This is a genomic window from Pseudomonas sp. PAMC 26793 (assembly GCF_000313235.1).
GTDB classification, from domain to species: Bacteria; Pseudomonadota; Gammaproteobacteria; order Pseudomonadales; family Pseudomonadaceae; genus Aquipseudomonas; species Aquipseudomonas yamanorum.
Genome location: NZ_AMXG01000023.1, coordinates 604,894 through 629,961 on the forward strand (window position 1 = coordinate 604,894; position 25,068 = coordinate 629,961).

Here is a 25,068-nt window from a genome sequence, read left to right on the forward strand (position 1 = left end):
AATGCTGGCAGCCGAAAACGCCCCGAGAACCTCTATGAAATACCTGTCGTGCGCTGTGTTGCTGATGGTGGCGAGCCTGGCCAACGCCCAAGTGCCCAGCCTGCTGGCCAACTGCACCCGCAGCGCCAACCTGCTGGCGTGCGTCGACGCCCAGGGCAATGCCTACAGCGTCGCGACAGCAGGCAGCACTACCTATTTGCGGGGTTTCGAGGTGATCGGCAAACGCTACTGGGCACAGACCAACAGCCGCTACGGGCAGCTGACGTTCTTTACCGGGTTGGCGTCCGATGGTGAGGCATGGGTGGGCTACACGCGGCGAGTGGGCTGGACCACCATCAACCGATTTTCCAGTTCCGGTGGTGCCAGCGCCAAGTTCACCTGCAGCCGAATCACCGGCTGTTAGACCTGGCCATTCTTCTGTTCCTGAACCCAGGCCATGTAGCTGTTCATCGGCGGGTTCTTCTGGAAGTAGCGCTTCAACCCTTCAAACAAACCGTCTGCCACCGCCTGTTGATGGCGCGCGGTGACCAGCCGCTGGGCGTCCTGGGTGTTGGAGATAAACCCGGTTTCCACCAGGATCGACGGCACGTCCGGCGACTTGAGTACCGCAAAGCCGGCCTGTTCGACGCGTTTTTGATGCAGCGTGGTGATGCTTTGCAGGCTACCCAGCACCGAACTGCCCAGCTGCAGGCTGGAGGCGATGGTGGCGTTCATCGACATGTCGAGAATCACCCCGGCGAGCATCGGGTCCTTGTCCTTGAGATTGAGCAAGGTGGTGGCGCCCAACAGGTCGGCGCCGTTTTCCCGCTGCGCCATGAACCGCGCGGTGGCGGACGTCGCACCGCCTTCAGACAGCGCATAGACAGAGGCGCCGGATGCCGTAAGCCGTGGCGCGGCATCGGCGTGCACCGAGATAAACATGTCGGCCTTGTGCTGACGGGCGATGTCCACGCGCTTGCGTAGTGGCACGAAGAAGTCGTCGTTGCGCACCAGCTTCACATCGAAGCCCTTCTCACGCTTCAAGCGCTTGGCCAGCAATTGCGCGATGGACAGCACCACGTCTTTTTCGCGCTGGCCCTTTGATCCAATCGCGCCGGGATCCTTGCCGCCATGCCCAGGGTCCACCACCACGATGATGTCGCGTTTCGGGTGCGCCTTGTCCACCGGCGCAGGCACGGGGGCAGCCAACGCGGCCGGTGCCGCAGCGATTTGCATAGGCGCATGAGTGGCGCTGGTCAGGTCCAGCACCAGGCGATGACCTTGGCCATCCTGAGGCGGCAGCAGAAAGCTGTTGAGCTGCATCGGCGCCTTCAAGTCCAGCACGATCCGCGTATCACCCTGGCCAAAGTGCCCCGATCGAATCGATGTAATGCCGCTATTGGTCAGGGCCAGTTGGCTGAAATCCCCGGTCAGCTTCGCGCCGCTCAAATCGATGATCAACCGCTCCGGGGCGGTCAGGGTAAAGGTCTTGTATTGCACCGGGCCGCTGAGGTCCAGCACCAGCCGCAGCTTGTTATCCGAGCGCCACAGCCGTGCATTGCGGATCTGCGCGGCAGACACACCCAAGGGCAAGGTGAACACCGCGCTGGCCAGCAGCAGGTTGAGGAGTTGACGTCTGTGCATGACTTACACCGCAAATAAAGGAGCGTCCGTACTCGACATGACTGAATAAAAGACAGAGCAGAAAAACTTTCGTCGATTCAATTGTAATAATATAACATGTCTTTTTATTTCCAACGATGGACCTGCTCATGAACGCGCTGACTCTGCCCGATATCGCCGCGCAGGCTTCACGCCAAGCCTTGCCGCTGGATTGGGTGGGCATGTGCGGCATTGCCCTGCCCATTCAGATCGACGGCCAACGCCTCAGCGCCAAGGCTGATGCCGGCGTCAGCCTGGACGACGGCGAGGCGCGTGGCATTCATATGTCGCGGCTTTACCTGGCGCTGGAGATGCTTGAACAGCAACCCCTTACGCCAGCACTGCTGCGCAGTGTATTGCAACGTTTTCTCGACAGTCATGAAGGTTTATCCACAAATGCCTACCTGCGGATTCATGCGGATCTGCTGCTGAAACGCCCGGCGCTGGTCAGCCCGTTGGCCGGCTGGAAAAGCTACCCGGTGAGCATCGAGGCGCGCCTGGAAAACCAGATGTTCCACGTGGAACTAAAAATTGACGTTACTTACTCTTCAACCTGCCCGTGCTCGGCTGCCCTCGCCAGGCAATTGATTCAGCAGCAATTTATCCAAGACTTCGCCGGCACACCGCTGCAACACGAAGACGTGCTGACCTGGCTCGGCAGTGCAAACGGCATCGTCGCCACGCCCCACAGCCAACGCAGTAGCGCGCTGTTGCAGGTTCACCTTCAAGGCGATCAACCCACACTGCCGCTGACGCAACTGATCGACGAGACCGAAGCCGCCCTTGGCACCGCCGTACAAACCGCCGTAAAGCGCGCGGACGAACAAGCCTTCGCCCTGGCCAACGGGCAGAACCTGATGTTCTGCGAAGACGCCGCCCGCCGCCTGAACCTCGCCTTGAAACGCTCGGATGCAGTCAAAGCCTTCCACTTGAAAGTAATCCACGCCGAAAGCCTGCACGCGCACGATGCCGTGGCTGAAAGCCGCTGGACGAGACCTTCCGAATGATCACCTGCACCGCTTTGCGCTGGGGCGCCCCTGGCCAACCACTGACCCCAGCCGTGGATTTCACCCTGGAAAAAGGCAGCCTCACCGGCATCATCGGCGCCAACGGCACCGGCAAAAGCAGCCTGCTGAAAGTCATCGCCGGCTTGCAGAAGCCCTTGGCCGGGAAAGTGACGATTGAGGTTCCACGCCGTGGTGGCCTGTCGTTCCTGCCCCAACAACAGAACCTCGACCGCCAGTTCCCCATCAGCCTGCAAGAGTTGGTGGCCGCCGGCTTCTGGGGCAGCAAGCAAACCCCGCAACAACGCACCGAACGCCTGAGCGCCGTACTCGAAGACTGGTGCCTCAGCGGCCTTGAGCATCGGCCGTTGATGGCCTTGTCGGGCGGCGAACTGCAACGCGCCCTGCTCGCCCGCATGAGTTTGGCCGAGTCACCGATATTGCTGCTGGACGAACCCCACGCAGCCCTCGACGAAGACGGCCAGGCGCTGTGCTGGAAACACATCCATGCCTGGCACGATGAAGGCCGCACGGTGGTCGTGGTGTGCCATGACCTCGGCTCCGTCCGCCAACACACCCAGCAAGTGGTGCAGATCAAAAGCAGTGGCTGCGTGTTCGGCTCCAGCAAAGAACTGATCCGCCCGCAGCCGCACATGCAGGTGGCCTGATGCACTTCGCCGCCCACCTGTGGATGCCGTTTCTCGACTTCGTATTCATGCGCCGCGCCCTCGTCGGCGGGCTGGTATTGGCGTGCAGCACGGCGCCGCTGGGGGTGTTCCTGATCCTGCGCCGCATGAGCCTGATCGGTGACGCGGTGTCCCACGGCATCCTGCCGGGCGCCGCCCTGGGCTTCTGGTTCGCCGGCCTGAGTTTGCCCGCGCTGACCATCGGCGGCCTGGGCGCCGGCCTGAGCATGGCCGGCCTCGCCGCCTGGATCACCCGCCGCACGGGCCTTAAGGAAGACGCCAGCCTCGCTGCCATCTACCCAATCTCCCTGGCCAGCGGCGTACTGATTCTTGGCCTCGCCGGCAAACGCCTGGACCTGCTGCACCTGCTGTTCGGCTCGGCCCTGGCGGTCGACGGCCCGACCCTCACCGGCATGCTCTGGGTTTCGGGCTTCAGCCTGATCGCCATGGCGGTGATCTACAAACCACTGCTGCTGGACACCCTCGACCCGCTGTTCCTGCAAACCGTCAGCCGCCTCGGCCCGTTGGCTCACGGGCTGTTCCTGACGCTGGTGGTGTTGAACCTGGTGATCGGCTTCCAGGCCATCGGCGCCTTGATGGTGGTCGGGTTGATGATGTTGCCGGCGATTGCTTCACGTTTCTGGAGCCGGCGCCTGCCGGTGTTGATCGCCATATCGGCGGTGCTGGGATGCCTGTCGGTGTGGCTTGGCTTGTTGCTGTCGTTCTACTACTCGCTGCCCAGCGGCCCGGCGATTGTGCTGGTGGCTGGCGGCTTGTACCTGCTGTCCGTAGTCTTCGGTCCGGTGCACGGCTTGCTGCGCCGCCCGCCTTTGCTTACATCCCAATGAGGTGTTTCCCGATGCGCGCTCTACTCGTGCTGTTCAGTGTGTTGCTGCCGCTGTCGTTCGCGACGGCCCAGGCTGCCGACAAGCTTCAGGTGGTTACCAGCTTCAGTATTCTTGACGACATGACCCACCAGGTCGGTGGCGATCATATCCAGATCAGCAACATGGTCGGCCCCGACGCCGACGCCCACACCTACGAACCGACGCCCGACGATGCCAAGGCCCTGCTCAAGGCCAAGGTCATCATCAAGAACGGCCTGGGCTTAGAGCCGTGGCTGGATCGCCTGGTCACCAGCACCGAAACCAAGGCCACCGTGGTCACCGCCAGTAAAGGCGTGCTGTCCCACACCATGGAAGAAGACGGCGAGACCATTCCCGACCCACACGCCTGGCACAACCTGGCCAACACCGTGATCTACGTGAACAACATCACCAAAGCGTTGATCGCTGCCGACCCGGCCAACAAGGCGGACTACGAGCACAACAGCCAGGTGTACCTGAAAGAAATCTATCGCCTGCTGGCGGAAGCCAAGGCCAAGTTCGGCGCCCTGCCACCGGGCAACCGTCGCATCGTGACCTCCCATGACGCCTTCGGTTACCTGGGCCAGGCCTACGGTATCGAGTTCCTGTCGCCTCAAGGTTTGTCCACCGAACGTGAACCGTCTGCCGCCGAAGTCGCCACGCTGATCACCCAGATCCGCAAGGACAAGGTCAAGGCCGTGTTCATGGAAAACATCAAGGACTCGCGCCTGCTCAAGCAGATCGCGGACGAAAGCGGTGCACAAATCGGTGGCACGCTGTACTCCGACGCCCTGGCATCAGAAGGCCCGGCCAGCACCTTTACCGGCCTGTTCGAGTACAACCTCAACACCCTGTGCGCGGCCCTGAGCAAGCCATGAAACTGAGCATGCTCGACCTGGAAAAGGCTGCCATCGGCAGCCGCTTTCCACTCGACCGTGTACTCGACGCCCTGCCGTGGAACAGCGATGGCTTGATCGCCGCCATCGCCCAGCAACACGGCAGCGGCGAGGTGTTGATGCTGGCCTGGATGAACCGCCCGGCCCTCGAAGAAACCCTGGCCACCGGGCAGGTCTGCTACTGGTCCCGCTCGCGCCAGCAGCTGTGGCGCAAAGGTGAGACCTCCGGCCACTGGCAACTGCTGGTGGAGGCGCGCCTGGATTGCGACGGCGACGCCGTGTTGCTGATCGTCGACCAGCAAGGCCCCGCCTGCCACACCGGGCGACCCACCTGTTTCTACAACGTCATCGACGGCCGCCACGTACACATCCTCACTGCGCCTCTCCAGGAGCCTGACCCATGATCCGCAAGAACCCTTCCGGCGATCTGCCCGTGATTGCCGAATCGGCCTACGTCGACAAAACCGCAATCATCTGCGGCAAGGTCATCATCGGCGAAAACGTGTTTGTCGGCCCTTACGCGGTGATCCGCGCCGACGAAGTCGACGCCAATGGCGACATGGACCCGATCACCATCGGCGCCAATTCAAATATCCAGGACGGCGTGGTGATCCACTCCAAATCCGGCGCCGCCGTGACCATCGGCGAGTTCACCTCCATCGCCCACCGTTCCATCGTTCATGGCCCGTGCACCGTCGGCGACCGGGTCTTCATCGGCTTCAACAGCGTGCTGTTCAACTGCGTCGTCGGCGACGGCTGCGTGGTGCGGCACAACTCGGTGGTCGATGGCCGCGATTTACCCGCCGCGTTCTACGTTCCCTCCACTACCCGCATCGGCCCCAACACCGACCTGTCCCAGTTCCCGCCGGTCAGTGTCAGCGCCTCGGAATTTTCCGAAGACGTGGCGCGCACCAACGTCGACCTGGTACTGGGTTACAAAGCCCTGCAAAACGAGTTCTGACCATGAGCCGCCTGCTGATCCGCAACGCCCGCCTGGTGAACGAAGGCCAGGAATTCGAGGCTGACCTGCTGGTCGCCAATGGCCGTATCGAGAAGATCGCCAGCAGCATCGACAACGCCAATGCCACCGTGGAAATCGACGCCCAAGGCCAGTGGCTGCTACCGGGGATGATCGACGATCAGGTGCACTTCCGTGAACCCGGCGCGCCGGACAAAGGCAGCTTCTACAGTGAATCCCGCGCGGCGGTGGCCGGTGGCATCACCAGTTTCATGGACATGCCCAACACCAACCCGGCGACGTTGAACCTGGCAGCCCTGGCCGACAAGAAGCGTCGCGCGGCCCTGCATTCGGTGGCCAACTATGGCTTTCACTTTGGGGTGAGCAACGACAACCTCGACACGGTGGCCGCGCTGGACCCGCGCGAGGTGGCTGGCGTCAAAGTCTTCATGGGCGCCTCCACCGGCAATATGCTGGTGGATGACCCGAAGGTTCTCGAACGCCTGTTCGCCGAGGTGCCGACCATTCTCCTGGCCCACTGCGAGCACACGCCCAGCATCCAGGCCAGCGAGCAACGGATGCGCGAGCGCTTCGGCGAGCACATTCCTGCCGTGGCTCATCCGCTGATTCGCGATGCCGAAGCTTGCTATCGCTCGTCGTCTTTGGCGGTGGAACTGGCTAAGCGGCATGGCACGCGCCTGCATGTGTTGCACATCACCAGCGCCCGGGAGTTGGTGCTGTTCGAAGACAAACCCCTGGCGGAAAAACGCATCACGGCGGAAGTCTGCCTGCATCATCTCTTGTTCGACGACCGCGACTACGCGCACCTCGGCCACCAGATCAAATGCAACCCGGCCATCAAGACACGCGCCGATCGCAACGCCCTGCGCCTGGCATTGTTGAGTGATCGTCTGGATGTAATTGGCAGTGATCATGCGCCGCACACCTGGGCGCAAAAACAGCTGCCATATCGTGAGGCGCCGTCAGGCTTACCGCTGGTGCAGCATGCCCTGCCGGCGCTGCTGGAATTGGTGGCCGACGGCTTGCTGCCGCTGACCACCCTGGTGGCAAAGACCAGCCACCGCGTCGCGGACCTGTTTGCGATCCCCGACCGCGGCTACCTGCGGGAAGGCTATTGGGCCGACCTGGTGCTGATCAAACCTGAACCCCAAGGCAAGCCCGTCATCAGCCAGCCGATCCTGGCCCGCTGCGGCTGGACGCCCTTTGCCGGGCGCAGCTTCCGGCACAGCGTCAGCACCACCCTGGTCTCCGGCCACCTGGCCTGGCACGACGGGCGCGTGCACGACAGTTGCCAAGGGCTGCCGCTGCATTTCCAGCGTTAAAGAGAATCAGGAACTGGCAATCCAATCAAATGTGGGAGCGGGCTTGCTCGCGAAAGCGGAGTGTCAGTCACTGAATGTGTTTCTGATACAACGCCTTCGCGAGCAAGCCCGCTCCCACATTTTGATCGGGGTTTATCTTAGGTTAAGCGCGCGGTTTGACGGTGCCGCAGTTGCTGCCCAACCACTGCGCATGGGTGTCCAGGCTACCCTTCTGCTGAACGCCGGTGGCGTTGAAGGTGCCGTTCACCGTGGTGGTGAATTCCTGTTGGCTCTGGAACGTCGCCACGCCAGTGCCCTGGGCTTTCGGGCAGCTGAAGCGGAATTTCCACTGGTTGCCGGTCTTGTCCGTCACCTGCTGTTTGCAACCCGATTGCGGGTCCGTCAACGGGATGGAATCGGACGCCACCTGGGCTGGAGTCAGGCACACCTGGACGCCTTTGCCGGCCATGGTGATGCCCTGCTTCTCAAGCATGGCGCGTTGTTCCGGGGTCATCTGTTGCTTGAGCTGACCGAGGATCAGCGACAAGTCCGGCAGGTCCTGGTTATCGACCTTCATGTTGCTGGTGGTCAGTTCCCACAAGCCCGGCGCCAGCATCTGCGCTTGCGCCGCCACGGGCAGCGTTAAACCAACAACCATGGCCAAACCAAGCAGACGAGCATTCATCGGGTAACTCCTGGGCAATTGTCGGCGTTAGACGCCGCAAAAGCGCCAGTGTTGCACAGCAAATAAAATAGCGACATTCGGGGCCGAACATGGTCTGTTAGGCACTTGTTCGTCAGGAGTACCGTTGTCCATGGATTTCTTTGGCCCGCACCTGCTCGCCTATTTCATTGCCACCCTGCATTTTCTGGGCACCCTCGCCGCCATCCATGCGGTGCTGACCGTCAGGACCGCCCAAGGCTCGATTGCCTGGGCGTTGTCGCTGATGTTCATCCCCTACCTGACGCTGATTCCCTACCTGATCTTTGGCCGCAGCACCTTCGACGCCTACATTCAGGCGCGGCGCCAGGCCAACCAGGAAATGCACAAGGCGATCACCGAGCTGAACTGGCGCCCGTGGGTTGAAGAGGCACTGGCCGCGCGCAACTCCCAGGCCTACGCCTCGCTGCGGGCCATGCCCAAGCTGGGGCGCATGCCGTGCCTGGCGAACAATCAGGTGCGCTTGCTGATTAATGGCGAGGCCACCTTCAGCGCGATTTTCGAGGCGATCCGTTCGGCAAAAACCGCCGTGCTGTTCCAGTTCTTCATCATTCATGACGACGAGCTCGGCCGCCAACTGCACACCTTGCTCAAGGACAAGGCCGCCGAAGGCGTGTCGATTTTCGTCTTGTATGACCGTATCGGTAGCCATGCCCTGCCCCATCGTTATGTGCAGTCGCTGCGGGACGCCGGGGTGCAGGTCAAGGCATTCGCCACCCGCAGCGGTTGGCTCAATCGCTTCCAGGTCAACTTCCGCAACCACCGCAAGATCGTGGTGGTCGACGGCATTACCGGGTTTGTCGGCGGGCATAACGTCGGCGATGAATACCTGGGCAAGAAACCACCCCTGGCCCCGTGGCGTGACACCCATGTGCAAGTCAGCGGCCCGGTGGTGGCGTGCTTGCAGGAATCCTTTGCCGAGGACTGGTTCTGGGCCGCGCGTGAGTTGCCGCCGCTGCTGCTGCCGGATACCTACCCGGACGACGGCGTGCTTTGCCAATTACTCGCCAGCGGCCCGGCGGATCCTTACGAAACCTGCTCGCTGTTTTTCGTCGAGGCCATTCATGCGGCGACTGAGCGGGTGTGGATCACCAGCCCGTATTTCATTCCCGATGAGGCGGTGTTTGCGGCGTTGAGGTTGGCGGTATTGCGCGGCGTCGATGTGCGCCTGTTGCTGCCATCGAGGCCCGATCACCGCATCGTCTACGCCGCCTCCAGCCTGTATGCGATCGAAGCCGTGCGCGCGGGCGTGCGGGTCTTCCGCTACACGCCGGGGTTCCTGCATCAGAAGGTGGTGTTGGTGGACAGTGAGATCAGCGCCATCGGCAGTGCGAACCTGGATAACCGTTCATTCCGGCTGAATTTCGAAGTGATGTTGCTGACCGTGGATGACGCCTTCGCCAGCCAGGTGGAGCACATGCTGCTGGAAGACTTCGCCCTGGCCCATGAAATCAGCCAGGAAGAAAACCGCCAGACCCACCGCCTGCAACAACTGGGCATGCGGGTCGCGCGGCTTATTTCCCCAATTTTGTAAGGCTTGCACCGAACCCAATGTGGGAGCGGGCTGGCTCGCGAAAGGGGAGTGTCAGTCACTGAATGTGTTTCTGATACAACGCCTTCGCGAGCAAGCCCGCTCCTACACAAGCCCGCTCCCACATTTAGATCACCGGGGCCATTGCTTACTGATACAGGTCATCCCGCGTCCACGGCAGCTCATGGCTACCATCGGCATGGGGTTTCACCGCCAGAATCTGGTGCAGGTTGATCCAGCCTCGGGCAAACGCATACGCACAGCCGGCCAGGTACAGGCGCCAGATGCGCAAGGCTTGCTCCGGCACCATCTTGCCCGCCGCCTCCAGGTTATCTTCCAGGCGCTCGCTCCAGTGGTCCAGCGTGCGTGCGTAATGCAGGCGCAGGCTTTCGACGTCGACCACTTCCAGCCCGACTTCGCTGATCTCGGCGGTCATCATCGCCAGGTGCGGCAGCTCGCCATTGGGAAACACATAGCGCTCGATAAAGTCCCCAGCGCCACGGCCCACAGGCCGGCCATCGGTGTGCTTGGCGGTAATGCCGTGGTTCATCACCAGGCCGCCCTCACGCACCGCGCCATAGAGAATCTTGCAGTACTCCGCCAGGTTGGCGTGGCCGACGTGTTCAAACATCCCCACGCTCACCACCTTGTCGAACCGGCCATCCTGGGGCAAGTCGCGGTAGTCCAGCAGCGTCAGCTCTACCTGGTCTTCCAGGCCTTCGGCTTTCACCCGCTCCTGGGCCAGCTCCAGCTGTTCCTTGCTCAGGGTGATACCAAACACCGTGACCCCGAATTCCCGCGCGGCATAGCGCGCCAGCCCGCCCCAACCGCAGCCCACATCGAGCAGATACTCCCCCGGCTGCAGCCGCAATTTGCGGCACAGGTGGCGGAATTTGTCTTGTTGGGCTTGATCGAGGGATTCACTGCCGGTCTCGAAATACCCGCAGGAATAGGCCATGTCACGGTCCAGCCAGAGCTGGTAGAACTCGTTGGACAGGTCGTAATGGTAGGAAATAGCCGCTGCGTCGGTGGCCTTGTCGTGGATCGAGCGCACCGGACGGGTGTCCTCGTCGTCATCAACCAAGGCATGACTCAGCTCGTCAACGACCCTGATCACTTCGGAAATGGAGCCTTCCAGCTCCAATTTGCCCTCGACGAAGGCTTCGCCCAATGAATCGAGTGTCGGATGGCTAAGCTTTGAAACCATCATGGGGTCCTTGACCACAATGGTGACGCTGGGATCCGGGCCCAGGTTGAATTCATGGCCGTCCCAGAGTCGAAGACGCAGCGGTAGCTGAAGATTCTGTAAGGCCGGTGGAAGTTGCGCGAGCATGAGTAGTCCCCCCTTGTTTCAGACGTCTGAAATGAGGGTAGACCATCCACGGAAAAATTAGCAGGCTATCGAAACAATAGCCCTTTTCTATGGTGCCCGCCGCTGGAGCAAACCCTCCTGGACCCACTGTTTCAGCCAGGTAACCGCTTGCAATGGCGCGCCCTCTTGGTAAGTGACTGCCAACTCGGCACACAGTTCGGAAAAACTCCAGCCACGGGTGACCATGCCAGTCAGCGCGCGGGTTTCAGCCGCTTCCAGGCTCCGGTACTGGCAAACATTCTGATGGCGCCAGACCAGGCAGACCTGCGCCAATGGCAGGGCCTCGCTGCCGGGAAAGTCCCACTCGCCTTTGCTGGCACGCCAGATGCCCAGGCTGTTGAAATCACACAGCACCTGCTGCACCGAGGGCACCAACTGCACCAGCAGCCCGGGCCAGTCTTCAGGCGGCAGCGTTGCCATGTCCTGCAGAGTCAACGGCTCGCCCTGCGGTGCATCAAAGGCCAGGGTGAAGGCCCATTCCAGCCGCGCCAGTTCGGCCAGCGGAGCGCCCTGCTCGGCATAATGTTCAACGATAAACCCGGGGAACCGCTCGCCAAACCAACGCAGGCTGTAATGGGCCGAGGGGTAACGCCGGATATAGGCCGAACCCACCTGCGCAAACTCATCGTCCCCCAGCCAATACCAGACGGCGCTGAAGTCATCGCGCAGCACTTCCTGCAACCGGGCGTGATAGGCGTTGTGGTAAATCGCCAGGCCCGTCTCGACATCCAGGGTCGGGCCGCCGATCAAGGTGGCGCTGAAGCTGTTGCTGGCAGTGGATGTCTCGGCCAACAAGTGCTGTTCAAAGGCCAACTGCCAATCGATCAGGCGCATAACGCTCTCCTGTCCAACGCGCTCGCGCCCAGTTCACGGGCCTTGTTCAGCTCGTCGAGCAGCTCCTGGAACGGCGGGAAATGGTCATCGCGTTCCAGCAAGGTCGAGACGGGTCCAAGGTGCTCCAGGGTCTGCTGGTACAGCGCCCACACGGGATCGCATACCGGATGGTCGTGCGTGTCGATCACGTAGTCACCGTAATCCATGTGCCCGGCCAGGTGCAGCTGGCGGATGCTTTCGGGCGGCAGGTTGCGAATAAATTCCCAGGCGTCGAACCCGTGATTGCGCGAGCTGACGTAGACGTTATTCACATCCAGCAGCAGCTGGCAGCCGGTGAGATGGGTCAGGGCGTTGAGAAATTCCCACTCGGTAAACTCATCCGCCTTGGAGCGCACATAGCTGGAGACGTTTTCCAGCACGAAGGGACGCTGCAACACATCCTGCACCTGCCGCACGCGACCGGCGACGTGGTACAGGCTTTCTTCGGTGTAAGGCAGCGGCAGCAGGTCATGCAACTGGTGCGCGTTGCCGCGGCTCCAGCACAAGTGGTCGGAAACCCACGCCGGCTGGATGCGCTCGGAGAGCTGCTTGAGTTGTTTCAGGTAATCGGTATCAAGGGCATGGGGCCCGCCGATGGACAGGGACACGCCATGCATCACCAGGGGATAACGCTCGGCTATCGCGTCCAGGTAGTACAAGGCCTTGCCGCCCTGCACCAGATAATTCTCGGAGATCACTTCGAACCAATCCACGGCCGGCGATTGTTCAAGGATCTGCTGGTAGTACTCGCTGCGTAAACCCAGGCCGTAACCCAGACTCGGAAGGGAAGCGGACATAAAGACACTCCTGGGGAAAGTGTCCGCAGCGGCGGGGGGCCCGCTGCGGTTGCACTCGGTTGCCGGTTACTCGCCGACTTTGCCGCCTTTCTCATCGCACATCGCTTTGCTCATCGACAGGAAGCCCTGGCCTTTGCAAGAACCCATGCCTTTGCACGCGTGGTCTTTGGTCTTGCAATCGTTCTGGCCTTTGCAGGCGTTGACGCCATAGCAATGGACCTGAGCGTCTGCTGCCTGAACCTGAGTGGCAACACCGGCAAACATGCCAGCAGCGGCGATAGCGAGGGCGGCACCAGCAGCAGCGGATTTGATGTTCATTGTGTATTCCTCATGATCGGTAGTGGAGTCGGTCTGAACGGATTGTTCAGTCTCGACATAGCACTAGAGTGAGGTCCCCCCATGGCGTTACAGCGAGATTGAAAAATTTATTCCTCAAGTTTCAATAACGGCTCCTGGAACCGCAACAGACGCCCCGCATTGCCCAGCACCAGCAGCGTACTGAGGTTGTGCAACACCGCCGCAATCATCGCGCCCGCCGCGCCCAGCCAGCCGAATGCGGCGAACACCACGATCGCCAACGTCCAGCCCAGGCCGATGATCACATTGACCTGCAACGTGTGCCGGCACTGGCGACTCAAGCGCACACAGGTACCCAAGCGCCGCAGGTCGCTACCGATCAGCACCACATCCGCCGACGCCAAGGCGATATCCGCCCCGCCCGCGCCCATCGCCACGCCGACCACACCCGCCTTGAGCGCCAACGAATCGTTGATCCCGTCGCCCACCACCATCGGCCGGAAGCCGCTGCCGATTTCCCCCAGCACGCGGTTGAGCTTGTCTTCCGGCAAAGCCTGGGCTTCGACGTCGCTGATGCCCACTTCCAACGCCAGGCTGTCGGCCACGCTTTGGCGGTCGCCCGTCAGCAACAGTTGGCGACCCAGGCCCAGTTCACGCAGCTCCTTCATCGCCTGGCGGGCTTCAGGTTTCACGCTGTCCGCCAGCAACAGCCAGGCAAGGAATTGCCCGTTCAGCGCCAGCCCGGCAATCGGGCCATCGTGGATGGGAACTGCCGTGGTCGGGATGCCCAGTTGTTCAAACAATTCCGGCCGACCGAGGGCGGCTTCGCCCTGCCCGGTCTGCGCGACCACACCGAGGCCCTGGCGCTCGCGAATATCCGACAGCACCAGCATTTGTTCCTGAGTCGCCAACCCCGCCAATGCCCGGCTGACCGGGTGGCTGCTGGCGGAGCCGAGGCTGGCCGCCAGGTTGAGCAGCACTTGCCGATCCGGCTCGCGGGTGTCGATGGACTGCAAACGCAGGGTGCCAAACGTCAGGGTGCCGGTCTTGTCGACCACCAGTGACGTCAGGTCTGCAAGCTCTTCGAGAAACGCCGAGCTGCGAATCAGAATGCCGTGACGCGCCGCCACCGCAATGCCCGCAATTGCCGTGGCCGGTGCCGACAACACCAATGCACAGGGGCACGCCGCCACCAGTACAGCGAGCATCGCCTGGGCGTCATTGGTGACAAACCAGGTGACCGCCGCCAGCAACAACACCAGCACCATGTAGCTGCCCGCGTAACGCTCCAGCAGCCGAGTGATCGGAGGCTTCGAACGTTCGGCGCTCTGCATCAGGGCGATGACTTTGCCCAGGGTCGATTCATTGCCGGTGCGGGTCACTTCCAGGCGCAGCAGGCCGTCGAGGTTGATCGCGCCACCAAACACCTGCACGCCAACACTGGCCTCAAGCGGCACCGATTCGCCGGTGATTGGCGCAGTGTCCAGGCTGGCCTGGCCCGACAGCACCACGCCATCGGCGGGCACCCGGTCACCGGCACGCACTTCGACGATATCGCCGGTCTTCAGGATGCCGTTGTCGACTTCCAGAATGGTCCCGTCCGCCTGCACCAGGCGCGCATGGCTGCGGGTCAGTTTGCCTAGGGCATGAATCGCTTCCTGGGAGCCGATGACACTGCGCTCTTCCAGCACATGGCCGAAGATCATGATGATCGGCAGCAGCGCAGCGGTCAGCAGGTCGCCGGTGGCCCAGGCACCGAGCATGGCCAGGGCGATCAGTTGGTCGGTGATGCCATGCAGGCTTGGATAACGCAGGCTGTACCAGGCCGAGCGCATCACGGGCACGGCCACCAGCAACGAGGCGACGCCCAGCAGCAGTTGACTCACGCCGGTCTGGTCCGGCGCCAGCCAGCGCCATACCAGGCCCAGGCTGAGCAAGCCCAAGGCGAGCATCGCCAGGGTCAGTTGCCGGGCAGCGCTGCGTTGTTCGGCCGATGAGAGCATCGGGGCGGCGTGGGCGGTCATTGTTCGGCTCCCTGAATGATCAGGCGGGAATCGTCTTTAGGGTCAACCGTGGTCACGGAGCCGGCCTGGCCGAGAATCTTCGGCAGCCGCTCGCGGTACAGGCGCAGCAACAGGCCGGGGTCGTTGACCTGGGCCAGGCTGGCGACCGTAGCGGTTTGGGCCTGGGCGTTGGCCAGGCGCTCGCTGGCCTGGGCGTGGGCCACCTGCACAGCACGGTCGGCGTCCTGGTTGGCGGTCTGGGTGAGTTTCTCGGCGTCGGTGCGCGCATTGGCCACCGCCTTGTCGGCTTGCTGGCTGGCAGTCAGCACCGCGTTGAAGGCGTTGACCGCCGGGCCCGGCAGGCTTGATTGCACGTCGACCCGGGTGACTTCGATGCCCAGGCCAAGGCCGGTGGACCTCAGGTCGGCCAGACGTTGATTGATGCCTCGCACCAGATCACCGCGCAGCCGTTCGCGGCGTTCGGCAGCCTGGTTGTCGGCGCCGATCAGCTCGGGGCGCGCCACCAGAATGGTGTCCAGGTCTCGCGCAGCGGTCAGCACCACGGCGCTGCGGGTGACCAGTCGATCCAGCGCCGGCAGAACATGATCGCCCTGCAACACAAACGCATAGGGCTCGGTGACCTTGTAGAAGACCCGTACATCCAGCTGCACCACCCCGGCATCGCCGGTCAGCAGGTAGCCGGAGCCCGCCAGGGCGTCGCTCAGCGGCGTGGCGAAACTGGCCACGCGGTCGGCTTGGGTGGCCGCGTCGGAACGCAGCAGGTTTTCCACCCGGCGCTCGATCACCCGGTCCGCTGCGGGCAACAGCACCACTTGCTCGAACGGACGCGGCCAGGCCAGCAGCAACCCGGCATTCTGGATCCGGTCCAGCGCGCCGAAGTGCAACACCACGGCACGGTTCTGCGGGTCGATCTGCCGCACGTTGGAAAACGCCCACGCCAACGCGGCCAACACCGTCACCGCATACAGCGCCAGGAACGTCAGCCGTCCAGCCTGGATCCACGGGCTGTCGAGGCTTTCCCGCTCACTCATGGCTGGACATCCTTGGGCCCGTCCACCAATGCGCGGAACGGCGCGGCGTCGGTGCGCAGGATGATTTTGGTACCCGGTGTGACGACGGTGCCGAGGGTGTCGAGGGAACGCAGCAGGTTGTACAACTGCGGATTGCCAGCGTAGGCACGGCCATAAATCTGCGCGGCTTCGACCCGGGATTGCGCTTCCATATCGGCGGCTTTCACCGTGGCGTCGGCCTGGACGATCCGTGCATCACGCTCGGCGGCCGAACGAATCTGCGCCGCCTCACGCTTGCCCACGGCGGTGCGTTCAGTGGCGATGGTCTCCCGCTCGGCGCGCATGCGGTCGACGGTGGCGGCCAGGGTCACCGAGGGCAAGGTCAGCCGTTCAACGCCCACCTGCACCACGCGCACGCCGTAGGTAGTGAGCAATTGTTGATCAATCTGCTGGCGCAGTTGCGCTTCAAAATCAGCGATCCGAACCTGGCTGGCATCGGTGTTCACTAGGTTGGCCAGGTCGAAACTGGCGGCGGTGGTTTCCAGCGCCGAGCCCACAAAGGTACGAATCTGCCGCGCCGCTTCATCCGGCTGGTTCTGCACCGCGCGCATAAAGCGCTGCACATTGTCGGGATCGCCCTGCACCTGCCAGGCCACATAGGCCTGCACGATGATCCGCAGGCCATCGCGGGTGCCCACATCCTGCAAACCGCTGGAGGTGGTGCGCAGGCGCAGGTCCACCGGGATCGCCGCTTCGAACGGCGCCGGCCAGCGCCAGCCCAGGCCCGGTTCCAGCAATACCCGCGACGGGTTGCCGAAACGGGTAATCACCGTGGCTTCACCGGAACGCACCTGCACCAGGCTCGCTGCGGCAACGGCGAACAGCACCAGCAACACCGCCCAGCCCATACGCCGCCATGGGAACGGGCCGGCTTCCTGTTCATCACCGTGATGGTGATGATGGTGGCCGTGGTGGTGACCATGGCCCGCGTGATCGTGAGAATGAGCGCTCAACAGATGAACTCCTTATTGAACGGCTTTACGCGGCACCGTGGGGTCGGCCGGTAAGGTAAAGGAACGCAGATCGATGGTCGGTGCGCCACTGGCGCCCAGGCGATGATCAAGAATGAGTAATTTGGCGTGGACCAGGCCCTGGCTCAGCTGGCTCAGGTACTGCTCCAGCACGAAGGCCTGGCCCGCTTGCTGATAGGCCTTTTGTTCGGCGCTGAAACGCAGGTCTGCTGCCTGGGCGCCAGCACTGACTTCGTGAGCCGTGGCCTGGGCCTGGTCGCGGGCGGTGCTGGCTTGCAGCAACGCCTGGTTGGTCTGCTCGCTGGCAGCGCCGCGCTCCCGGGAAATCAGCGCCTGGGCGCCAATCTGTGCGGCTTGCACCGCGTGGTAAGCGTTGGCCGCACCGGAAGGCGGGTGAATGGCTTCCACCACGGTGGCGAGGATTTCCACGCCGCTGTCGAGTGTCTTCAGGTCCGCTTGCACCGCCTTGCCAATGTCATCGGCGAGGTTGTTGCGTTCTTCACCCAGCAATTCGTCGAGGGTTCGCGAGGCAAATTCGTGGACGAGGATGCGGCTGGCGGTGCTGCGGATCAGCGTGGGCACATCGGCACTGTTATAGGTGGCGGCGAGTGCGGCCTGGTCGGTCAAGCCGATGCGGTACACGAAGCGCACATCCATATTGACGATCTGGAAGCTCTGCTTGTCGCCGCTGCTGCTGGCAATCACCTGGGCTTTGTCATTCACATGGGTAGCGTCCCACAGGCGGTTGGCGATCAACGGCGCCGGGCCCTCGGCCGGAGCGACGTCGGTGTTTGCCGCTTCGCCAACGCTGGTGGCCAGCTCATGGACCACGCCGTTCTCCACGTTCAGCACGCGGCCCAGCGGCCACGGCAAACCGGCATGCAGGCCAGGCCCGAAGACCTCCACCGGCTTGCCAAAGCGTTCATAAATCCCACGGCTTTGCAGGGCGACCTCATGCACGCCGGTCAGCAACCAACCTACGGCCAGCACCACCACCAGCACCGGCAGGAATGCCCGGCGCATGTAGGTAAAGGCCCAGATCTGGCGCAGGTCGATACCGAAACGGTTGTGCAGTTCGTGCTGCAAGGCGAGCAACGGTTGCGGCGGCCAGCGCAGCATCCCGGCGATAAAACTTTGCGCCATCAGGCGCGGTTCAAGGCGCTCCTGGCGCGGGCTGAACAGCGACAACAAGCCTCTTAACAGAAACTCCAGCGCCACCAGGGCCGGCAACAGGCTGATCAATACCGCCAGGCGCAACGGCCACACGGATTCTTCGCCGGCAAACAGCAGGCAAATCGCACTGACCACCAGGCAGATAATCGCCACCCGGCTCAGTTGCGCCAGCTGCGCTGCTTCCGGCCACTGGGCAGTGCTTTCCTGGGCCATGCGCCGCTCAAACACCAGCAAGCCGAATGCCAGTGCCAAGGCAATGGCCGCGCCCACACTGGCAGCCTGGCCCACTGCAGCGGCGGGCAAGGTCAGGCTCCAGAATTCCAGGACGCTGAACAGCGCCAGCAATGACCAGCCACACAGCCAGAACACCGGCGCGCCAATCTGCACCAGCAAGCCATTGCCGACGCGACCGAACTGCCGGTTAAGCCAGCCAGGTTCTTCTTGTGGCAGCGGCTGCTCGATCAGCCGTGCAGCCGGCTCCTCCAGCGCCATGGCCCGCCAATCCGCGACCCACCAGGCCGATTGAACACCGGCCACCAGCACCAGCAAGGCCGAGGCGCAGTTGATCAACACCACCGGCCAGATCGACAGCGGGGCGAACAGCGCCACAAACAGTGCCAGCATCCAGCCGCCGACCGCCAGCACCGTCAGGGCAATGCCGGCCTGCCTTAAACGGCGGGCATGAAACAACCCTTGCTGAAACCGTGGCAACCCTTCGATGGCCACGTCATCAGCGTCTAGATCCACTCGCATCCCCAAACGCCCACCCAGAAACAATTGGTTACTCTATAACGCGGGGCGTGAAATTTTTGTTTGGTTTCACACAGATAGTGACGAAAGCCCCAGAAACAGGAGCCATCACTGGTTTCAACCGTGATAAATCGGCACACTCCCCAGAGTTTTTCGCGGGCTTACGGACAAGGAAGCGTCACTCCCCATGATTTCGATCTATCAGCTTAAACCGCGTTTTCAGAACCTGCTGCGCCCGCTGGTGCAGCGCCTCTACGACAACGGCACCACCGCCAACCAGATCACCGTGCTGGCCGGGGTGATTTCCCTGCTGGTGGGATTGCTGATTGCCGGCTTCGCACAACATGTGTGGCTGTTTGCGCTGATTCCGCTGTGGATGATCCTGCGCATGGCCCTCAATGCCATCGACGGCATGCTCGCCCGGGAATTCGGCCAGCAGTCGCGACTCGGCGCCTACCTCAATGAACTGTGTGACGTGATCGCCGACAGCGCGCTGATCCTGCCGTTTGCGCTGATCCCCGAGGTCAGCCTGGCGCCGGTATTGCTGGTGACGCTGCTGGCGGTGTTCAGCGAATACGCCGGCGTGCTCGGGCCGATGGTCGGGGCCTCGCGGCGCTACGACGGCCCCATGGGCAAGAGCGATCGGGCATTTGTGCTCGGGGTGCTGGCCACCGGCGTGGCACTGGGCTGGCTCGGTGCCGGGTGGGTCGAGGCGGTGATGTGGCTGGTCGCGGCCTTGTTGGCCTACACCCTGGTCAACCGCGTGCGCCAAGGCCTCAAAGAACAACAAACCTCCCCTTCTGCATAAGGATTTTGCGATGCGAGAACAGCAAGAGCACACCTTCAGCACCCATGACGGGGTGGAGCTTTTCTACCGTCACTGGCCCGCCACCGCGCCCGCGGGCTTTGCACCCCGCAAGGCGATTTTGCTGTTCCATCGCGGCCACGAGCACTCCGGGCGCATCGCCCACCTGGTGGACGAGCTGAACCTGCCGGAGTTCGACTTCTTCGCCTGGGACGCCCGTGGCCACGGTCAATCCCCCGGCGCGCGCGGCGACAGCCCGAGTTTTGCCACCAGTGCGCGGGACGTGCAGACCTTCGTTGATCATATCGGCGGCGCCTACAGCATTGAGGAAGAAAACCTCGCGGTGATCGCCCAGAGTGTCGGCGCAGTGATCGCAGCGACCTGGGTGCACGACTACGCGCCGAAGATCCGCTCGTTGGTGCTCGCCTCGCCCGCGTTCAAGGTCAAGCTCTACGTGCCCTTCGCCCGGCCGGGCCTGGCGCTGATGCGCAAGTTTCGCGGCAATTTTTTCGTCAACAGTTACGTCAAGGCCAAGTTCCTGAGCCATGACCCGGAGCGCGTGGCGTCCTACGACAGCGATCCGCTGATCACCAAAGCCATTTCCGTAAATGTGCTGCTGGGCCTGTACGAAGCGGCCGACCGGGTGGTAGCCGATGCCCAGGCAATTCAGGTGCCGACCCAACTGCTGATCTCCGGCTCGGACTTTGTGGTGCACCGCAAACCCCAGCAGCAGTTTTTCGACCGCCTGGGCAGCCTGAAAAAAGAACTGCACATCCTCCCCGGCTTCTTCCACGACACCCTCGGTGAACGTGACCGCGCCGTGGCCTTGAGCAGCGCCCGGCGCTTTATCCTGCAGAACTTCGAACACCCGCTGGACCGCGCCACGCTGTTGGATGCCGACAAGATCGGCCTGACCTGCGCCGAATCCGAATCCCTCGCCGCGCCGTTGCCACGCAACTCCCTGCGCGACCTGTACTGGCGCATGACCCGCGCCAGCATGGGCCTGGGCAGCAAACTGTCGGATGGCGTGAAGCTTGGTTTCGACACCGGCTTCGACTCCGGCAGCACCCTGGACTACGTGTACCGCAACACACCCACCGGCAAAGGCGGGCTGGGGCGGATGATCGACACCAACTACCTGAACTCCATCGGCTGGCGCGGTATTCGCCAACGCAAGCTGAACGTGGAAGAGCTGCTGCGCCTGGCGATGGCCAAGCTGCGGGACGAGCAGCAGGAGGTGCGCATCGTCGACATCGCCGCCGGGCATGGTCGGTACATTCTGGAAGCCTTGCAGGGCGTTTCGCCGTTGCCCGAATCGATCCTGTTGCGGGACTACAGCGACATCAACGTGCGCGACGGTGGCGCGCTGATTCGTGAAAAAGGCCTGGGGGATATCGCCCAGTTCGTCAAAGGCGATGCGTTTGACCGGGCTGACCTGGCAGCGCTGGAGCCCAAACCGACGCTGGCGGTGGTCTCCGGCTTGTATGAACTGTTCGCGGATAACGCGATGGTCGGCGGTTCGCTCGCCGGTTTGGCCGAAGCCGTGGAGCCCGGCGGCTATCTGGTGTACACCGGCCAACCGTGGCACCCGCAACTGGAACTGATCGCCCGCGCCCTCACCAGTCACCGTCAGGGCCAGGCCTGGGTAATGCGCCGGCGCAGCCAGGCAGAGATGGACCAACTGGTGGAAGCCGCCGGTTTCCGCAAGATCACCCAGCGCGTGGATGAATGGGGGATTTTCAGCGTGTCCCTGGCACAGCGAGTCTGACCCATGCGTGAACCGGGCCTGTTAAAACCGGCGGTGCTGTGGCTGCTGCTGTTGGCGCCGCTGTTTTTCAGCACCTACGGCTTTGCCACGTGGGTCACCAGCCAGCGCAGCGATGTGGGCACGATGGTGTTCGGCTGGGAAACCCATATCCCGTTCTGGGCCTGGACCATCGTGCCCTACTGGTCGATCGACCTGCTCTACGGTTTTTCCCTGCTGCTGCCCAGCACCCGCCATGAGTTGAAACAACACGCCTTGCGCCTGCTGACGGCCCAGGTGATTGCCGTCACCTGCTTCCTGATCTGGCCACTGCGCTTCACCTTCGAAAGGCCGGAACTGGACGGCGTGTTCGGTTGGCTGTTTGCGGTACTGGCCGGGTTCGACAAGCCGTTCAACCAGGCGCCATCGCTGCACATCGCCCTGCTGGTGGTGCTGTGGATAATGTACCAGCGGCATAGCCAGGGCCTTTGGCGCTGGGTGGTGCATGGCTGGTTTGCGTTGATCGGCCTTTCGGTGCTGACCACTTATCAACATCACTTTATTGACTTACCCACAGGCGCCCTCGCCGGCTGGCTGTGCGTGTGGCTGTGGCCGCTGGAACATCCGAGCCCGCTGCTGAATGCGCACCTGACCCGGGACCGACAGCGTTGGCGACTGGGGTTGCGCTATGGCTTCGGGTCGTTGGTGTGTCTGATCCTCGCATTTACCCTCGGCGGCGGTTGGTTGTGGCTGCTTTGGCCGGCGGTTTCCCTCGGGTTGATGAAGGCGAATTACCTGGTATTGGGTGTCTCTGGCTTTCAGAAGCGCGCCGACGGGCGACTCACTCCGGCGGCGCGCTGGCTGTTTGCGCCGTATCTGGCGGCGGCCTGGATCAATTCCCGCCTGTGGACACGTAAACATCCACAGCCCGACGAGGTTGTGAATAACGTTTGGCTCGGGCGAATTCCCACCGGCGGCGAGCTGGAGCAATTCAAGGCCGTGGTCGATCTGTGCGCCGAATTGCCGATTAATCCACAGGGTCGTGCCTATTACAGCCTGCCAGTGCTCGACCTGACAGCGCCCACTGCTGCGCAATGCCTGGAAGCCGCCCAAGCCATTGAACGACTGCGCTCGGGCGGGCCATTGCTGGTGTGCTGCGCCCTTGGTTACTCGCGAAGTGCCACGGCTGTGGCTGCATGGCTGCTGCACACCGGGCGCGCAGGCAATGTCGACGAAGCGGTGGCTATTATTCGTACAGCACGCCCGCGTGTGGTCCTGCATCCCGCTCACCGTGAAGCCCTGGAGGGTTTAACCCATGCCCGCTGATATGGAATTACAGGTCGTCGCCAGCCTGCTGCGCCGCGGCCGTTCCCTGGATCAGTTATCCACAGGCCTGACCTTGCTCGGCGTACTGTTCGGCCTCGCGCAACTGCTGATGGCCAGTATCACGCCGATCTGCCTGACCCTCAGCCTGTGGATGATTGTGCTCGGGCTGCTGCAAAAATACTGGGCGCTGCGGGTGGCCTTCGACGCTGACCTGTTCGCCCTGCTGGCCCGGGACACCGAGCGCACGCCCGACTTCGACCACGCCATGCAAACCCTTGGCCTGCAATCCGCCAAACGCGCGGGCCGGCCCTGGACCGAACGCCGTCGCGGCGCCTTGAAACTGTTGCGCAAGCAAGCCTACCTGCTGGCGGCGCAAGTGCTGCTGACCGTGGCCGTCATCCTGGCCAGCCCTTGGCTGCCCTTCGCCGGATAAGGAATCCTCATGTTCGAACCCGTGGTCGCCACCCTGATTACCTCCATGGCCCGCACCGTCACCGGCGCCCGCAGCCTGTGGCTTGGCTGCGCGCCCGTGCCGGTGCAGCGCATCTATTACGCCAACCACAGCAGCCACGGCGATTTCGTACTGCTGTGGGCCTCGTTGCCACAGAACCTGCGTAAATTCACCCGCCCGGTGGCCGGCAGTGACTACTGGAACAAAAGCGCCCTGCGCCGCTACATCATCAACCGGGTGTTCAATGGCGTACTGATCGACCGCGAGCGCAAGGACCCTGTGGATAACCCCCTGCAACCAATGCTTCAGGCCCTGGAACAGGGAGACTCGCTGATCATCTTTCCCGAGGGCACCCGCAACCTGGAAGATGGGTTGCTGCCGTTCAAAAGCGGGCTGTATCACCTGGCCAAGAGTTATCCACAAGCGGAGTTGATCCCGGTGTGGATCGCCAACCTCAACCGGGTCATGCCCAAGGGCCGCGTGCTGCCGCTGCCCTTGCTGTGTACAACCAGCTTCGGTGCACCGCTGCAACTGGAGGACGGCGAAGACAAGGCATTGTTCCTCGCCCGCACCCGCGACGCCTTGCTCGCCCTCGCCCCGGAGCATTCCTGACATGGATAGCCAAACCCTGATGTTGTTCGGCGGGATCGGCGCGATCCTGGTACTCGCCTCGCTGATCGGCCTGATCCTCAAACTCCGTACCCGTGGCACGCCCAATGCGGTGATCGACAACCTCAACGCCCGCATCAACGCATGGTGGGTGATGGTGGTGGTGATCGGTATCGCCTTCTGGCTCGGCACCGGCGCGGTGATCCTGCTGTTCTACGCCGTGTCGTTCTATGCACTGCGGGAATTCCTCACGCTCACGCCCACCCGGCGCAGCGATTACCCGGCATTGGTGGCGGCGTTTTACCTGGCGTTGCCGCTGCAATACCTGCTGATCTACTTCGACTGGTATGGGCTGTTCTCGATCTTCATCCCGGTGTACGTGTTCCTGCTGCTGCCGATCCTCGCGTCACTGGGCGGCGACAGCACGCACTTCCTGGAACGGGCGTCGAAGGTGCAATGGGGGCTGATGATCGCGGTGTTCTGCGTGTCTTTCGTGCCGGCGCTGCTGACCCTGGATATCGTCGGCTACGAAGGCCGCAACCTGCTGCTGATTGCCTACCTGGTGATCGTGGTGCAGCTGTCGGACGTCTTGCAGTACGTGTGTGGGAAGCTGTTCGGCAAACACAAAATCGCGCCCAACCTGTCGCCATCGAAAACCGTGGAAGGGTTTGTCGGCGGGATCCTGCTGTCATCCCTGATCGGCGCGGCGCTGTGGTGGACCACGCCGTTCAATCCCTGGCAGTCGTTCCTGATTGCGCTGCTGATCAACCTGCTGGGGTTTGCGGGCGGGATCGTGATGTCGGCGATCAAGCGCGACCGCGGCGTGAAGGATTGGGGGCACATGATCGAAGGACACGGCGGGATGCTGGACCGGCTGGATTCGGTGTGTTTTGCCGCGCCGATCTTCTTTCATCTCGTGCGCTACTGGTGGACCTGAAACCTCACTCCATGACCTTCTCCCCCGTAGCAGCTGTCGAGCTCCAGCGAGGCTGCGTCGGCCGCACCACCGACCTCAGACCGAGTCGCGCCCTACGCAGCCTCGCTAAAGCTCGACAGCTGCTACGAAGGGAGGGGAGTTTCTGATCGTTCCCACGCTCTGCGTGGGAATGCATCCGGTGACGCTCCGCGTCACGACGTTAAGAGCGGACGCGGAGCGTCCAGGGCGGCATTCCCACGCAGAG

Annotated in this window: 24 protein-coding genes and 2 pseudogenes; 16 read left to right on the plus strand and 10 right to left on the minus strand. The window is 62.7% G+C overall.

Annotated elements, in window-relative coordinates; genetic code table 11:
• Window positions 1-34 precede the first annotated feature (34 nt).
• Window positions 35-403 (plus strand): hypothetical protein, encoded by a 369-nt coding sequence (locus D109_RS0110170; RefSeq protein ID WP_017476785.1) that lies wholly within the window; start codon window positions 35-37, stop codon window positions 401-403.
• Here D109_RS0110170 and D109_RS0110175 read toward each other — a convergent pair.
• Complete coding sequence (locus D109_RS0110175; protein WP_017476786.1) at window positions 400-1,623, minus strand: N-acetylmuramoyl-L-alanine amidase; 1,224 nt, start codon at window positions 1,621-1,623, stop codon at window positions 400-402. The two genes, D109_RS0110170 and D109_RS0110175, sit on opposite strands and share 4 nt — an antisense overlap.
• A gap of 128 nt (window positions 1,624-1,751) precedes the next feature.
• Between D109_RS0110175 and folE2 the strand changes: the two genes are divergently transcribed.
• Genes folE2 through D109_RS0110210 form a run of 7 tightly spaced genes read left to right on the plus strand, consistent with a single transcriptional unit; the run spans window position 1,752 to window position 7,394 of the window.
• Window positions 1,752-2,648 (plus strand): GTP cyclohydrolase FolE2, encoded by an 897-nt coding sequence (gene folE2, locus D109_RS0110180; RefSeq protein WP_017476787.1) that lies wholly within the window; start codon window positions 1,752-1,754, stop codon window positions 2,646-2,648.
• The gene (locus D109_RS0110185) at window positions 2,645-3,313 is read left to right on the plus strand and encodes a metal ABC transporter ATP-binding protein (RefSeq protein WP_017476788.1); all 669 of its coding nucleotides are present in this window, start codon (window positions 2,645-2,647) and stop codon (window positions 3,311-3,313) included. Before folE2 ends, D109_RS0110185 begins: the two co-directional genes overlap by 4 nt.
• A complete protein-coding gene (locus tag D109_RS0110190; protein WP_017476789.1) occupies window positions 3,313-4,179 on the plus strand; it encodes a metal ABC transporter permease in 867 nt (288 codons plus the stop codon). Before D109_RS0110185 ends, D109_RS0110190 begins: the two co-directional genes overlap by 1 nt.
• An 11-nt stretch (window positions 4,180-4,190) precedes the next feature.
• Window positions 4,191-5,075 (plus strand): metal ABC transporter substrate-binding protein, encoded by an 885-nt coding sequence (locus D109_RS0110195; protein ID WP_017476790.1) that lies wholly within the window; start codon window positions 4,191-4,193, stop codon window positions 5,073-5,075.
• The gene (hisI, locus tag D109_RS0110200; protein ID WP_017476791.1) at window positions 5,072-5,497 is read left to right on the plus strand and encodes a phosphoribosyl-AMP cyclohydrolase; all 426 of its coding nucleotides are present in this window, start codon (window positions 5,072-5,074) and stop codon (window positions 5,495-5,497) included. Before D109_RS0110195 ends, hisI begins: the two co-directional genes overlap by 4 nt.
• On the plus strand, window positions 5,494-6,054 hold the full coding sequence (locus D109_RS0110205) for a DapH/DapD/GlmU-related protein (RefSeq protein ID WP_017476792.1): 561 nt from the start codon (window positions 5,494-5,496) through the stop codon (window positions 6,052-6,054). The genes hisI and D109_RS0110205 overlap by 4 nt, the downstream gene beginning before the upstream one ends.
• A gap of 2 nt (window positions 6,055-6,056) precedes the next feature.
• A complete protein-coding gene (locus D109_RS0110210; RefSeq protein WP_017476793.1) occupies window positions 6,057-7,394 on the plus strand; it encodes a dihydroorotase in 1,338 nt (445 codons plus the stop codon).
• 142 nt (window positions 7,395-7,536) lie between these two features.
• Here D109_RS0110210 and D109_RS0110215 read toward each other — a convergent pair whose 3' ends face one another.
• On the minus strand, window positions 7,537-8,058 hold the full coding sequence (locus tag D109_RS0110215) for a DUF3617 domain-containing protein (RefSeq protein WP_017476794.1): 522 nt from the start codon (window positions 8,056-8,058) through the stop codon (window positions 7,537-7,539).
• Window positions 8,059-8,188: 130 nt separating this feature from the next.
• Between D109_RS0110215 and cls the strand changes: the two genes are divergently transcribed.
• Window positions 8,189-9,628: a cardiolipin synthase gene (cls, locus tag D109_RS0110220; protein WP_017476795.1), complete on the plus strand. Its 1,440-nt coding sequence runs from the start codon at window positions 8,189-8,191 to the stop codon at window positions 9,626-9,628.
• A gap of 145 nt (window positions 9,629-9,773) precedes the next feature.
• Here cls and cfaB read toward each other — a convergent pair whose 3' ends face one another.
• Complete coding sequence (gene cfaB, locus D109_RS0110225) at window positions 9,774-10,958, minus strand: C17 cyclopropane fatty acid synthase CfaB (protein WP_026077868.1); 1,185 nt, start codon at window positions 10,956-10,958, stop codon at window positions 9,774-9,776.
• A gap of 305 nt (window positions 10,959-11,263) precedes the next feature.
• On the opposite strand from cfaB, the pseudogene D109_RS1000000135240 reads away from it, so the two are divergent.
• Window positions 11,264-11,338: pseudogene (locus D109_RS1000000135240) on the plus strand (hypothetical protein); the annotation flags it as partial.
• A gap of 202 nt (window positions 11,339-11,540) precedes the next feature.
• On the opposite strand, the pseudogene D109_RS1000000135245 reads toward D109_RS1000000135240, so the two are convergent.
• The 7 genes and pseudogenes from D109_RS1000000135245 to hflK (D109_RS0110260) all read right to left on the minus strand — a co-directional run.
• Window positions 11,541-11,831, minus strand: a pseudogene (locus tag D109_RS1000000135245) (DNA-binding domain-containing protein); the annotation flags it as partial.
• Complete coding sequence (locus tag D109_RS0110235) at window positions 11,822-12,667, minus strand: DUF692 domain-containing protein (protein WP_017476798.1); 846 nt, start codon at window positions 12,665-12,667, stop codon at window positions 11,822-11,824. The pseudogene D109_RS1000000135245 and the gene D109_RS0110235, both read right to left, overlap by 10 nt.
• Window positions 12,668-12,733: 66 nt before the next feature.
• A complete protein-coding gene (locus D109_RS0110240; RefSeq protein ID WP_017476799.1) occupies window positions 12,734-12,985 on the minus strand; it encodes a membrane protein in 252 nt (83 codons plus the stop codon).
• Window positions 12,986-13,092: 107 nt separating this feature from the next.
• Window positions 13,093-14,988, minus strand: a complete 1,896-nt coding sequence (locus D109_RS0110245; protein ID WP_017476800.1) for a cation-translocating P-type ATPase — start codon at window positions 14,986-14,988, stop codon at window positions 13,093-13,095.
• Window positions 14,985-16,019, minus strand: a complete 1,035-nt coding sequence (hflK, locus tag D109_RS0110250) for a protease modulator HflK (RefSeq protein ID WP_017476801.1) — start codon at window positions 16,017-16,019, stop codon at window positions 14,985-14,987. The genes D109_RS0110245 and hflK (D109_RS0110250) overlap by 4 nt, the downstream gene beginning before the upstream one ends.
• Window positions 16,016-17,014, minus strand: coding sequence for a protease modulator HflC (gene hflC / locus D109_RS0110255; protein ID WP_177325510.1), 999 nt, complete (start codon window positions 17,012-17,014; stop codon window positions 16,016-16,018). The genes hflK (D109_RS0110250) and hflC overlap by 4 nt, the downstream gene beginning before the upstream one ends.
• A gap of 9 nt (window positions 17,015-17,023) precedes the next feature.
• Window positions 17,024-18,955, minus strand: coding sequence for a protease modulator HflK (hflK, locus tag D109_RS0110260; protein ID WP_017476803.1), 1,932 nt, complete (start codon window positions 18,953-18,955; stop codon window positions 17,024-17,026).
• 184 nt (window positions 18,956-19,139) lie between these two features.
• On the opposite strand from hflK (D109_RS0110260), the gene D109_RS0110265 reads away from it, so the two are divergent.
• The 6 genes from D109_RS0110265 to D109_RS0110290 are packed head-to-tail and all read left to right on the plus strand — an operon-like array spanning window position 19,140 to window position 24,824.
• A complete protein-coding gene (locus tag D109_RS0110265) occupies window positions 19,140-19,760 on the plus strand; it encodes a CDP-alcohol phosphatidyltransferase family protein (RefSeq protein WP_017476804.1) in 621 nt (206 codons plus the stop codon).
• Window positions 19,761-19,770: 10 nt separating this feature from the next.
• A complete protein-coding gene (locus tag D109_RS0110270; protein WP_017476805.1) occupies window positions 19,771-21,525 on the plus strand; it encodes a bifunctional alpha/beta hydrolase/class I SAM-dependent methyltransferase in 1,755 nt (584 codons plus the stop codon).
• 3 nt (window positions 21,526-21,528) lie between these two features.
• Window positions 21,529-22,827, plus strand: coding sequence for a phosphatase PAP2/dual specificity phosphatase family protein (locus D109_RS0110275; protein ID WP_017476806.1), 1,299 nt, complete (start codon window positions 21,529-21,531; stop codon window positions 22,825-22,827).
• Window positions 22,817-23,260 (plus strand): hypothetical protein, encoded by a 444-nt coding sequence (locus D109_RS0110280; protein WP_017476807.1) that lies wholly within the window; start codon window positions 22,817-22,819, stop codon window positions 23,258-23,260. Before D109_RS0110275 ends, D109_RS0110280 begins: the two co-directional genes overlap by 11 nt.
• Window positions 23,261-23,269: 9 nt before the next feature.
• Window positions 23,270-23,890 (plus strand): 1-acyl-sn-glycerol-3-phosphate acyltransferase, encoded by a 621-nt coding sequence (locus D109_RS0110285; protein ID WP_017476808.1) that lies wholly within the window; start codon window positions 23,270-23,272, stop codon window positions 23,888-23,890.
• Between the two features lies 1 nt (window position 23,891).
• The gene (locus D109_RS0110290) at window positions 23,892-24,824 is read left to right on the plus strand and encodes a phosphatidate cytidylyltransferase (protein ID WP_003213523.1); all 933 of its coding nucleotides are present in this window, start codon (window positions 23,892-23,894) and stop codon (window positions 24,822-24,824) included.
• Window positions 24,825-25,068: the final 244 nt, after the last annotated feature.

Coding starts and splice junctions, on each gene's coding strand:
- hflK (WP_017476803.1), bottom strand. CDS start 18,955: ATGCGAGTGGATCTAGACGCTGATGACGTGGCCATCGAAGGGTTGCCA.
- D109_RS0110170 (WP_017476785.1), top strand. CDS start 35: ATGAAATACCTGTCGTGCGCTGTGTTGCTGATGGTGGCGAGCCTGGCC.
- D109_RS0110235 (WP_017476798.1), bottom strand. CDS start 12,667: ATGTCCGCTTCCCTTCCGAGTCTGGGTTACGGCCTGGGTTTACGCAGC.
- D109_RS0110265 (WP_017476804.1), top strand. CDS start 19,140: ATGATTTCGATCTATCAGCTTAAACCGCGTTTTCAGAACCTGCTGCGC.
- D109_RS0110215 (WP_017476794.1), bottom strand. CDS start 8,058: ATGAATGCTCGTCTGCTTGGTTTGGCCATGGTTGTTGGTTTAACGCTG.
- cfaB (WP_026077868.1), bottom strand. CDS start 10,958: ATGCTCGCGCAACTTCCACCGGCCTTACAGAATCTTCAGCTACCGCTG.
- hflK (WP_017476801.1), bottom strand. CDS start 16,019: ATGAGTGAGCGGGAAAGCCTCGACAGCCCGTGGATCCAGGCTGGACGG.
- D109_RS0110275 (WP_017476806.1), top strand. CDS start 21,529: ATGCGTGAACCGGGCCTGTTAAAACCGGCGGTGCTGTGGCTGCTGCTG.
- D109_RS0110285 (WP_017476808.1), top strand. CDS start 23,270: ATGTTCGAACCCGTGGTCGCCACCCTGATTACCTCCATGGCCCGCACC.
- cls (WP_017476795.1), top strand. CDS start 8,189: ATGGATTTCTTTGGCCCGCACCTGCTCGCCTATTTCATTGCCACCCTG.
- D109_RS0110205 (WP_017476792.1), top strand. CDS start 5,494: ATGATCCGCAAGAACCCTTCCGGCGATCTGCCCGTGATTGCCGAATCG.
- D109_RS0110290 (WP_003213523.1), top strand. CDS start 23,892: ATGGATAGCCAAACCCTGATGTTGTTCGGCGGGATCGGCGCGATCCTG.
- D109_RS0110210 (WP_017476793.1), top strand. CDS start 6,057: ATGAGCCGCCTGCTGATCCGCAACGCCCGCCTGGTGAACGAAGGCCAG.
- D109_RS0110195 (WP_017476790.1), top strand. CDS start 4,191: ATGCGCGCTCTACTCGTGCTGTTCAGTGTGTTGCTGCCGCTGTCGTTC.
- D109_RS0110280 (WP_017476807.1), top strand. CDS start 22,817: ATGCCCGCTGATATGGAATTACAGGTCGTCGCCAGCCTGCTGCGCCGC.
- D109_RS0110245 (WP_017476800.1), bottom strand. CDS start 14,988: ATGACCGCCCACGCCGCCCCGATGCTCTCATCGGCCGAACAACGCAGC.
- D109_RS0110190 (WP_017476789.1), top strand. CDS start 3,313: ATGCACTTCGCCGCCCACCTGTGGATGCCGTTTCTCGACTTCGTATTC.
- D109_RS0110175 (WP_017476786.1), bottom strand. CDS start 1,623: ATGCACAGACGTCAACTCCTCAACCTGCTGCTGGCCAGCGCGGTGTTC.
- folE2 (WP_017476787.1), top strand. CDS start 1,752: ATGAACGCGCTGACTCTGCCCGATATCGCCGCGCAGGCTTCACGCCAA.
- D109_RS0110185 (WP_017476788.1), top strand. CDS start 2,645: ATGATCACCTGCACCGCTTTGCGCTGGGGCGCCCCTGGCCAACCACTG.
- D109_RS0110270 (WP_017476805.1), top strand. CDS start 19,771: ATGCGAGAACAGCAAGAGCACACCTTCAGCACCCATGACGGGGTGGAG.
- hisI (WP_017476791.1), top strand. CDS start 5,072: ATGAAACTGAGCATGCTCGACCTGGAAAAGGCTGCCATCGGCAGCCGC.
- D109_RS0110240 (WP_017476799.1), bottom strand. CDS start 12,985: ATGAACATCAAATCCGCTGCTGCTGGTGCCGCCCTCGCTATCGCCGCT.